This window comes from Kineococcus glutinatus (assembly GCF_039542765.1).
In the GTDB taxonomy this organism is placed as follows: Bacteria; Actinomycetota; Actinomycetes; order Actinomycetales; family Kineococcaceae; genus Kineococcus_A; species Kineococcus_A glutinatus.
This window is the reverse complement of the sequence record NZ_BAABIL010000210.1, coordinates 1-8,858: the sequence shown is the minus strand read 5'-3', so window position 1 is coordinate 8,858 and position 8,858 is coordinate 1. Positions and strand designations below refer to the sequence as shown.

General features: G+C 74.9%; 5 protein-coding genes, 1 pseudogene and 1 riboswitch. Of the genes and pseudogenes, 3 read left to right on the top strand and 3 right to left on the bottom strand.

Annotated elements, in window-relative coordinates:
• Window positions 1-116 precede the first annotated feature (116 nt).
• Window positions 117-4,766, top strand: a complete 4,650-nt coding sequence (locus tag ABEB16_RS09140; protein ID WP_345711946.1) for a rhamnogalacturonan lyase family protein — start codon at window positions 117-119, stop codon at window positions 4,764-4,766.
• 113 nt (window positions 4,767-4,879) lie between these two features.
• On the opposite strand, the gene sfnG is transcribed toward ABEB16_RS09140, so the two are convergent.
• Together sfnG and ABEB16_RS09130 are read right to left on the bottom strand one after the other, a co-directional pair.
• Complete coding sequence (gene sfnG, locus ABEB16_RS09135; protein ID WP_345711945.1) at window positions 4,880-6,049, bottom strand: dimethylsulfone monooxygenase SfnG; 1,170 nt, start codon at window positions 6,047-6,049, stop codon at window positions 4,880-4,882.
• Window positions 6,046-6,615, bottom strand: a complete 570-nt coding sequence (locus ABEB16_RS09130) for a flavin reductase family protein (protein ID WP_345711944.1) — start codon at window positions 6,613-6,615, stop codon at window positions 6,046-6,048. The genes sfnG and ABEB16_RS09130 overlap by 4 nt, the downstream gene beginning before the upstream one ends.
• Before the next feature lie 160 nt (window positions 6,616-6,775).
• Window positions 6,776-6,865: riboswitch (SAM riboswitch) on the bottom strand.
• Window positions 6,866-7,114: 249 nt separating this feature from the next.
• On the opposite strand from ABEB16_RS09130, the gene ABEB16_RS09125 reads away from it, so the two are divergent.
• The gene (locus ABEB16_RS09125) at window positions 7,115-8,131 is read left to right on the top strand and encodes a malate dehydrogenase (protein ID WP_345711943.1); all 1,017 of its coding nucleotides are present in this window, start codon (window positions 7,115-7,117) and stop codon (window positions 8,129-8,131) included.
• A 44-nt stretch (window positions 8,132-8,175) separates the two neighbouring features.
• Here the strand turns inward: ABEB16_RS09125 and ABEB16_RS09120 are convergent, their stop codons facing one another.
• Entirely contained in the window at window positions 8,176-8,532 is a 357-nt protein-coding gene (locus ABEB16_RS09120; RefSeq protein ID WP_345711942.1) for a DUF3017 domain-containing protein, read from the bottom strand.
• Between the two features lie 111 nt (window positions 8,533-8,643).
• Between ABEB16_RS09120 and ABEB16_RS09115 the strand changes: the two are divergent.
• Window positions 8,644-8,858 (top strand): annotated as a pseudogene (locus tag ABEB16_RS09115) (rhodanese-like domain-containing protein); the annotation flags it as partial.

The following is an 8,858-nucleotide window of genomic DNA, read 5'->3' as shown; positions in this document are numbered from 1 at the left end:
CCCGGCCCACCCCACGTCCCCCCGGCCTGCCCGCCGTCCCCTCGGCACGCCTCCGGGTCCCCCCGGCACGCCCCACGTCCCGTCCCCGCACCACCGTCGATCGGAGCCCCGCCGCCATGGCGCCACCCCGCACCCCCCGCTCGCTCCTCGCCGTCCCGGTGATCGCGCTCGCGGCCACCTGCATCGGACCCGTGCTGCCCGCCGCGGCCGTGGAGGTCGCCCCCGGCGCCGCGCTGCGCCTCGACTTCGGCCCCGGCGCCACCGCCGCGGGCCACACGAAGGTCGAGGCCACCACGGCGTACTCCGCCGGCGCCTTCGGCTTCACCGACCCCGCGAAGGTCACGGGCACCGACCGCGGCGGCCCCGACGCGCTGCGCTCGGACTTCGTGACGGCACGGGACACGACGTTCTCGGTGGACCTGCCGAACGCCGACTACACCGTCTCCCTGGTCGCCGGGGACGCGACGGGTGCCACCGAGATCGCGATCACCGCCGAGAGCATCCAGAAGGTGCAGACGACCGCGAAGGCGGCGGGCGAGTACCTGGAGATGAACTTCGACATCGCCCTCGTCGACGGCCGCCTCGACCTGGACCTGTCGGGAGCCACCCCGAACCTCAACGCCCTGGTCATCACCCGCAAGGCCGCGCGCACCGCCGGGGAGAAGCCGACGGCCTGGCTCGCGGGGGACTCCACCGTCCAGACGTACGACCCGTACTGGATGCCGGAGGCCGGCTGGGGGCAGATGATCCCCCGGTTCTTCAGCGACCGGGTGGTGTTCGAGAACAAGTCCATCGGCGGTCGCAGCTCCAAGTCGTTCCTCGTCGAGGGCCGCCTGGACGAGGTGCTGCGCAACATCCGCCCCGGGGACTACTTCTTCGTGCAGTTCGGGCACAACGACGCCACCGTCAGCCGCCCCGAGCGCTACGCCTCCCCCGCGGACTACAAGAAGTACCTGCAGGTGTACGTCGAGGGCGCCCGCCAGCGCGGCGCGACGCCCGTCCTGGTCACGCCGGTGGGCCGGCGGGACTTCGACCCCGCCACCGGGAAGTTCAACGTCAGCTTCCCCGAGTACGTGCAGGCGATGAAGGAGGTCGCCACCGAGCTGGACGTCGTCCTGCTGGACCTGTCCGCCGCCAGCCGCGCCTACTACGACGAGGTCGGCCCGGAGGGCACCAAGGCGGTGTTCCTGCACGCCCAGCCCGGCATCTACCAGGCGTGGATCAACGGGGTGGAGGACGACACCCACTTCCAGGAGTACGGCGCCATCCAGATCGCCCGGCTCGTCGCCACCCTGACGAAGGGCTCCCCGCTGCCGCTGGCGCAGCAGGTGCGGGAGGTGGAGCCGCCCGCGGCCGTCCCCGCGCAGGTCGGAGGCCTCGCCGTCGGCAGCGTCAGCAACGCCGCGGCGACCGCGCGCTGGAACCCCGCCGCCGGCGCCGACGTGTACCGGGTGTACCGCAAGAAGGCCGCGGAACCGGACAGCGCCTGGACCCTCGTGGGTGCCACGACGGTGCCCTCGCAGCCCATCGGCGGGCTCGCGGAGGGCACGGCGTACTCCGTGCGCGTGGTGGCGGTCAACGGCCGCGGCGAGTCCGCCCCCTCGGAGGCGGTCACGTTCACGACCCGCTCGGCGAACCTGCGGTTCGACTTCGGCCCGGCCGGGGCGCCCGTCGCCGCCGGCTACACCCAGGTGACGCGGGCGGACGTGTACACGCCGGAGAAGAAGTACGGCCTCGTGGGCAACACCGCCGCCATGATCGACCGCGACCGCGGTGCGGCGGCGGACGACCTGCGCCGCGACTTCGTCGCGTACTTCAACAACTCCTACGAGTTCGCGGTGGACGTGCCCAACGGCACCTACGCCGTGAAGTCCTACCACGGCGACCTCCTCGGGACGGTGCGCAGCAACGTCCGGATCGAGGGCAAGGACCACGGCGCCGCCAACGCCTCGCGGGGCACCGCGGAGAAGGTCGTCAACGAGGTCGCGGTGACCGACGGGCAGCTGAACGTCGCCGTCTCGGGGGCCACCGCCCACCTCAACGGTCTGGAGATCACCCCGCTGCTGCTGGCACCGGCGGCGCTCACCCTGGACTCGACGTCGCTGGAGCAGGACCCCGCCACCGCGGTGCTGTCCTGGACGGCGACCGAGGGCGCGGTGAAGTACCGCGTGTACCGCGGCGAGCCCGGCGCGGCGAAGCCGGCGCTGCTCGGCGAGGTCACCGGGACGACGTTCACCGACGCCACCGCCGACCTGGGCATCGAGCACTCCTACCGCGTGGCGTCCGTCGACGCCGGCGGGCTGGAGTCCGTGCCGTCCGCACCGCTGGTCGTGCCGATGCTCGACCCGGCCGTGGCCACGGCACCCGTGCCGACGGGGCTGAGCGCGACGGACGTGCGGAAGAAGTCCGTCACGCTCACGTGGACCGGGGACGCGGCGGCCCGCTCCTACCGGGTGTTCCGGGCGACGAAGGCGGACGGGCCCTACACGCTCGTCGGGCGCAGCTCCGAGCCGCGCTTCACCGACACGACCGTCCTGACGACGATCCCGTACTTCTACCGCGTCGCCGCGGTCAACGCCGGTGGCGTCTCGGAGCGGTCCGCACCGGTGGAGACCCCCGCGGTCACCGTCCTGCAGCGGCCGGTGGAGCACCTGGACCGCGCACCGGTCGCCGTGAAGACCGACCAGGGCGTGTACGTCGGCTGGCGCCTGCTGGGCCTGGACCCCGCGGACCTCGGCTTCCACGTCTACCGCGACGGCACCCGGATCACCCAGACCCCCGTGACCGGCGCCACCAACCTGCTCGACCCGGCGGGGACGGCCGCGTCGAGGTACCGCGTCGTGCCGGTCAGCGGCGGGGTGGAGCGCCCGGGGACGGCGGAGGTGGGCGTCTGGGGGCAGCAGTACCTGCCGGTGGCGCTGGACAAGCCCGCCGACGGCTACACCAAGGACGGGCAGCCCTACACCTACAGCGCGGGCGACTCCAGCGTGGGCGACCTGGACGGCGACGGCACCTACGAGGTCGTCGTGAAGTGGGACCCGAGCAACGCCAAGGACAACTCCCAGGCCGGTTACACCGGTGAGGTCCTCCTCGACGCGTACCGGCTGGACGGCACGCGGCTGTGGCGCATCGCGCTGGGCCCGAACATCCGTGCCGGCGCGCACTACACCCAGTTCCTCGTGCAGGACCTCGACCTCGACGGGAAGGCCGAGGTGGCGCTGAAGACCGCCGACGGCACCGTCGACGGCACCGGCGGGGTCATCGGCAGGGCGGGCGTCGACCACCGCAACTCCACCGGGTACGTCCTGCTGGGCGATGAGTTCCTCACCGTCTTCGACGGCCGCACCGGCGCCGCCCGCGACACCGTGGCCTACGACCCGCCGCGCGGGGACGTCGCGGCCTGGGGCGACGCCTACGGCAACCGCGTCGACCGGTTCCTCGCCGGCGTCGCCTACCTCGACGGCGAGCGCCCGAGCATGGTCTTCAGCCGCGGGTACTACACCCGCACGGTGCTGGCGGCCTACGACTTCACCGACGGGAAGATCGTCAAGCGCTGGCGCTTCGACACCGACGACGACGGCCTGGCGCAGTACGCCGGCCAGGGCAACCACAACCTCGCCGTCGCCGACGTGGACCGCGACGGCAAGGACGAGATCACCTTCGGCGCCATGGCGGTCGACGACGACGGCACCCCGCTGTACACCACGGGGCTCGGCCACGGCGACGCCCTGCACGTCGCCGACCACGACCCCGCCCGCCCCGGGCTGGAGACGTTCGCCGTGCAGGAGCACGCCGACGCCCCGTTCGGCCTGTCGCTGCGCGACGCCGAGACCGGGGAGATCCTGTGGGGCGAGCACACCGGCATCGACACCGGCCGCGGGATCGCCGTGGACATCGACCCGCGCCACCCCGGCAGCGAGGCGTGGGCGTCGAACATCGTCAACGCCCAGCAGCAGCAGGTCAGCGCGCTGTTCAACGCCGAGGGCGAGAAGATCGCCGACGCGGTGCCGTCCTCGACGAACTTCGGCGTCTGGTGGGACGGGGACCTGCTGCGCGAGCTGCAGGACTCCAACCGCATCGACAAGTGGAACTGGCAGGACTCGACCACCGCGAACCTGCTGACCGCCACCGGCGCGTCGTCGAACAACGGCACCAAGGCGAACCCCGCGCTGCAGGCCGACCTGTTCGGCGACTGGCGCGAGGAGGTCGTGTGGCGTTCCGCGGACTCGCAGGAGCTGCGGATCTACACGACCACGGACGTCACGGAGCACCGGATCCGCACGCTGATGCACGACCCGGTCTACCGCCTGGGGGTGACCTGGCAGAACGTCGGCTACAACCAGCCGCCGCACACCTCATTCCACCTCGGTGTGGGCATGCAGCAGCCGAAGGCCCCGAGCATCCTCTACACCGCCGCGCCGGCCCACGAGTTCGGCAACTTCACCGGTCCGGTGTCCACCGGCGGGCGCAACACCGTCAACGCCGGCCGCACCGTCCCCCTGAAGTGGCGCGTCGTGCACCACGACGGCACACCGGTGACGGACCTGCGCAAGGCGACCGTGACGGCGCGCACCGCCGCCTGCGGCGCGGGCACCACGAGGGACCTGCCGCGCGAGGAGACCGCCGGGGGTCTGCAGAACCTCGGGGACGGCTGGTACCAGGTGAACTGGCGGACGCCGAAGTCCTACGCCGGCTCGTGCAAGACGGTCAGCGTGGACGTCGGCGGCGGCACGGTGGGCAGCACGGTGGTCACCTTCACGAAGTAGCACCGCACAGCAGGTAGCACCGCAGCACGCACCGACGCCGCGGCTCCCCCCAGGGGGCCGCGGCGTCGGCACGTGTGCGTCGAGCTGCTCCGGCGGTCGCGCCGGCGCGGTCCTCAGCCGACCGGGACGGGCTCGCCGGTGCCCGCCGCGGCGGCCACCGCGGCGTCCAGCTCGGCGCCGAGGGCGAGGTCCTCACCGGCGACGAGGCGCTGCTCCAGCTCCCGCACCCGCGGGATGACCAGCTCGCCGAAGGCCTCCACGTCCTCCTTGACGTGCAGGAAGCCGAGCAGCACGAGGTCGACGCCCACGAGGCGGTAGGCGAGGATCCGGCGGGCCACCTCGTCGGGGGTGCCGACCAGGCCGGTGCGGAAGCCGTCGTTGTACTGCACCAGGTCGCGGAACCCGCTGTCGGCCCACATGCCCTTGCGGTCCTTCGTGGCGTTGCCCGCCTCCTGGACGGCGGCGCCGAAGCCCTCGACCTTCGCGACGTCGGCCTTGGCGACGATCTCCTCGACCACGGCCTCGGCGGCCTCGCGGGTGTCGCGCACCACGCCGAAGGCGTTGATCCCGAAGCGCACGGTCCGGCCGTTGAGCGCAGCCTGCGCCCGCACGTCGCGGACCTGCCCGGCGGCGTCGGCGAGGGACTTGCCGTTCATGAAGTACCAGTCGCTCACCCGCCCGGCCATGGCCTGCGCGGCGGTGGAGTTGCCGCCCTGGAAGATCTCCGGCTGCCGGCGCGGCTGCGGGCGGAACGTGACGTCGCGGGCGGTGAAGTGCTCGCCCCGCAGGGTGAAGCCGTCCTGCGACCAGACCCCGCGCAGGTAGCGGATGAACTCCTCGGACTGCGCGTAGCGCTCGTCGTGCTCGGGCCACGCCACGCCGAGGGAGGTCGCCTCGTCCTTGAACCAGCCGGAGACGACGTTGAGGGCGAGGCGGTCACCGGTGAGCTCCTCGGCGGTCGCCACCCACTTCGCGAGCACGCCGGGGTGCCAGAAGTAGGGGTGCACCGCGGCGATGACCCGCAGCCGCTCCGTCGCCAGCAGCAGGGCGAGGGAGAACGAGGTGGACTCGTGCTGGGCGTCGGCGCCGTAGGAGGCGGCGTAGCGCACCTGGCTGAGGGCGTACTCGAAGCCGACCCGCTCGGCGGCGCGGGCCACCTCGACGTTGTAGGCCGGGTCGTGGCTGGTGCGCTGCTCGATCGTGGAGACGACGAGGCCGCCGGAGACGTTCGGCACCCAGTAGGCGAACTTCAGCGGCTCGGGCGGCTGCGGTGCGGTGCTCATCGGGCGACGGCCTCCAGGTGACGACGCGGCGGGGTTGCGGGTGCCGCAGGGGTGGGCTGGGTGGCGGGCGGCGCGGCGGGCAGGGCCACCGCGGAGACGTAGCTGCGGTCGTGGTGCACCAGCGGGGGCGCCTCCCCCACCGTGACGGCCGCGACCTCCCCGAGCACCAGCAGGCTGTCGCCGGCCTCGGTGAAGCTCGCGACGGCGCCGCCGAGGCGTGCCGCGGTGCCCAGCAGCTCGGGCAGCCCGTCGGCGCCCCAGCGCCAGCCGGCCCGGTCGGCGAAGCGGTCCGCGGCCGGCCCGGCGAAGCGGCGCGCGACGGCCTCGCCGTCACCGGCGAGCAGGTGCGCGGCGTAGCGGCGGGTGGCGAGCAGCGCCGGCAGGGAGGAGGAGGTGCGGCTGGTGTTGAAGGAGACGAGCGGCGGGGCGACCGAGACGGACGCCACGGAGATCGCGGTGAAGCCGACGGGCGCGCCGTCGAGGACGGTGGTGACGACCCAGACGCTGCTGGCCGCCTTGCGGAAGGCGGCGCGGAAGTCGGGCTGGGCGCTGGCGGGGACGGTCATGGCTGTTCTCCTGCTGGTCCGGTGCGCTGACGAGGGGTGCGCGGGTGCGCGGGGCGTCAGCGGGGACAGCAGGAGGTGGTGGCGCGCTGCAGGTCGACGTGCAGGCGCCGGGTGAGCGCGGCGGATCGCCGATCGGCTCGGGTGGTGGACGGCACGGGTACTCCCATCGGTCCTGGCCGGAAGCACCTGCGGGGTCCCGTGGTTGCTGCGGCGTCGACGAGCCAGGTCTCTCAGCCGCTCTTGATGGCCCCTCGAGCGTAGCCGCCGCGGTGGCGCCGGGACAACGGCAGGACCCCCGCCGTCCACGTGGTGGGACGGCGGTCCCGCCGGTCGGGACGTGGCGGGGACGGGGTGGCGGCGGTCGCGGGCACCACGCCCCCACCGCGGGCACCGGCCCCGCCGCGGGCGCTAGCGTGCCGGGGACGACACCGCACGACGACACCGCCGGCGGCCGCGGGACGCCCCCGCCGGCCGCGGCGGCGGACCCGGGAGGACCCGCGTGAGCGCCGCACCCACCACCGCACCGGTCACGGTCGCCGTCACCGGGGCCGCCGGGCAGATCGGCTACAGCCTGCTGCCGCGCATCGCCTCCGGCGCGATGCTCGGCCCGGACACCCCCGTCCGGCTGCGCTTGCTGGAGGTCCCCGCCGCGCGCGCCGCGGCGGAGGGGGTGGCCATGGAGCTGGACGACTGCGCCTTCGGCCTGCTGGCCGGCGTGGAGGTCGGCGACGACGCCGCGACCGCCTTCGAGGGGGCGGACGTCGCCCTCCTGGTGGGGTCGCGGCCGCGCACCAGGGGCATGGAGCGCAAGGACCTGATCGCCGCCAACGGCGCGATCTTCACGGCGCAGGGCCGGGCGCTCGCCGACCACGCCGACGACGACGTGCGGGTGGTGGTCGTCGGCAACCCCGCCAACACCAACGCCCTCATCGCCGCCACGCACGCCGCGGGCCTGCCCGCGCGGCACTTCAGCGCCCTGACGCGGCTGGACCACAACCGGGCGGTGGCCCAGCTCGCGCGGCGGGCCGGTGTCCCGGTCACCGCCGTGCGGGGCGTGACGGTGTGGGGCAACCACTCCGCCACCCAGTACCCCGACCTCGGCGCGGCCACCGTCGCCGGCCGCCCGGCGCCGGAGGTCGTCGGGGACCCCTCGGAGGGGACCGGCTGGGTGGCCGGCACCTTCGTGCCCGCCGTGCAGCAGCGCGGCGCGGCGATCATCGAGGCGCGCGGGGCGTCCTCCGCCGCCAGCGCCGCCAGCGCCGTCGTGGACCACGTGCGCGACTGGTTCCTCGGCACGCCGGAGGGGACCTGGACGTCGATGGCGGTCGTCTCCGACGGTGCCTACGGCGTGCCGGAGGGGCTGGTGTGCTCCTTCCCCGTGACGACCCGCGGCGGGGAGTGGGAGGTCGTGCCCGGCCTGCGGCTCGACGCCGCGGCCCGCGCGGGCCTGGAGCGCTCGGTGGCGGAGCTGGAGGCCGAGCGCGAGGCGGTGCGCGCCCTGGGCCTGCTCGGCTGAGACCACCCGGGGTCCGCCCGGGGGCGGCGGTCGGGGTGCGGCGGTCAGGGGGTGGGGGGCGCCGGCGGGCCCGTCGGCGTGACCCACGCCAGGCCCGTGCAGGCGACGGCGAGCACGACCAGGACGGCGACGTCGACGGCGCGCGAGCGCACCGCGAGCGAACCCACCACCGCCACGGGCAGCACGAGGCGCACGACGGCCGCCACGGCGAGGTCTGCGCCGAGCACGAGACCACCCGCCCGGTGGTCGGCGAGCACGGCGAGCACGAGGGCGAGCACCACCCCCGCCAGCAGTGCGAGCATGACGGCGTCCCGGCGCGGCGGGACCTCGTGGACGGCCCGCGCGGGTTCCCCCGCGGGGGGCGGGGCGCCGTCGCCCCCCGCCGGCTGCTGCGCGCCCACTCCCGCTCCCCCCGCCGGCTGCCGCTCCCTGGTGCCCGTCGCCGGGCGAGCGGCACGCTACCCCGGTGCGCCGCCTCCCCGGCGCGGCGGCGCACCGGGGAGGATGGGGCCGTGGCCCCCGACCCGCGCAGCGCACCCGCCCCCGAGGGCGCCTTCGTCCCCGTCCGCGCCGTGCACGAGGCCCTCCTCGCGGGGGAGCCGCTGCTGCTGCTCGACGTGCGCTGGCGCCTGGGCGATGCCGACGGCCGCGCGCACCACCGCGCCGGCCACCTGCCCGGCGCCGTCTACGTGGACCTCGACGCGGAGCTGTCCGCGCCCCCGTCCCC

What these genes read in the sequence shown, in the direction of transcription:
- ABEB16_RS09140 (WP_345711946.1), top strand. Translation starts at nt 117, where the DNA reads ATGGCGCCACCCCGCACCCCCCGCTCGCTCCTCGCCGTCCCGGTGATC.
- sfnG (WP_345711945.1), bottom strand. Translation starts at nt 6,049, where the DNA reads ATGAGCACCGCACCGCAGCCGCCCGAGCCGCTGAAGTTCGCCTACTGG.
- ABEB16_RS09130 (WP_345711944.1), bottom strand. Translation starts at nt 6,615, where the DNA reads ATGACCGTCCCCGCCAGCGCCCAGCCCGACTTCCGCGCCGCCTTCCGC.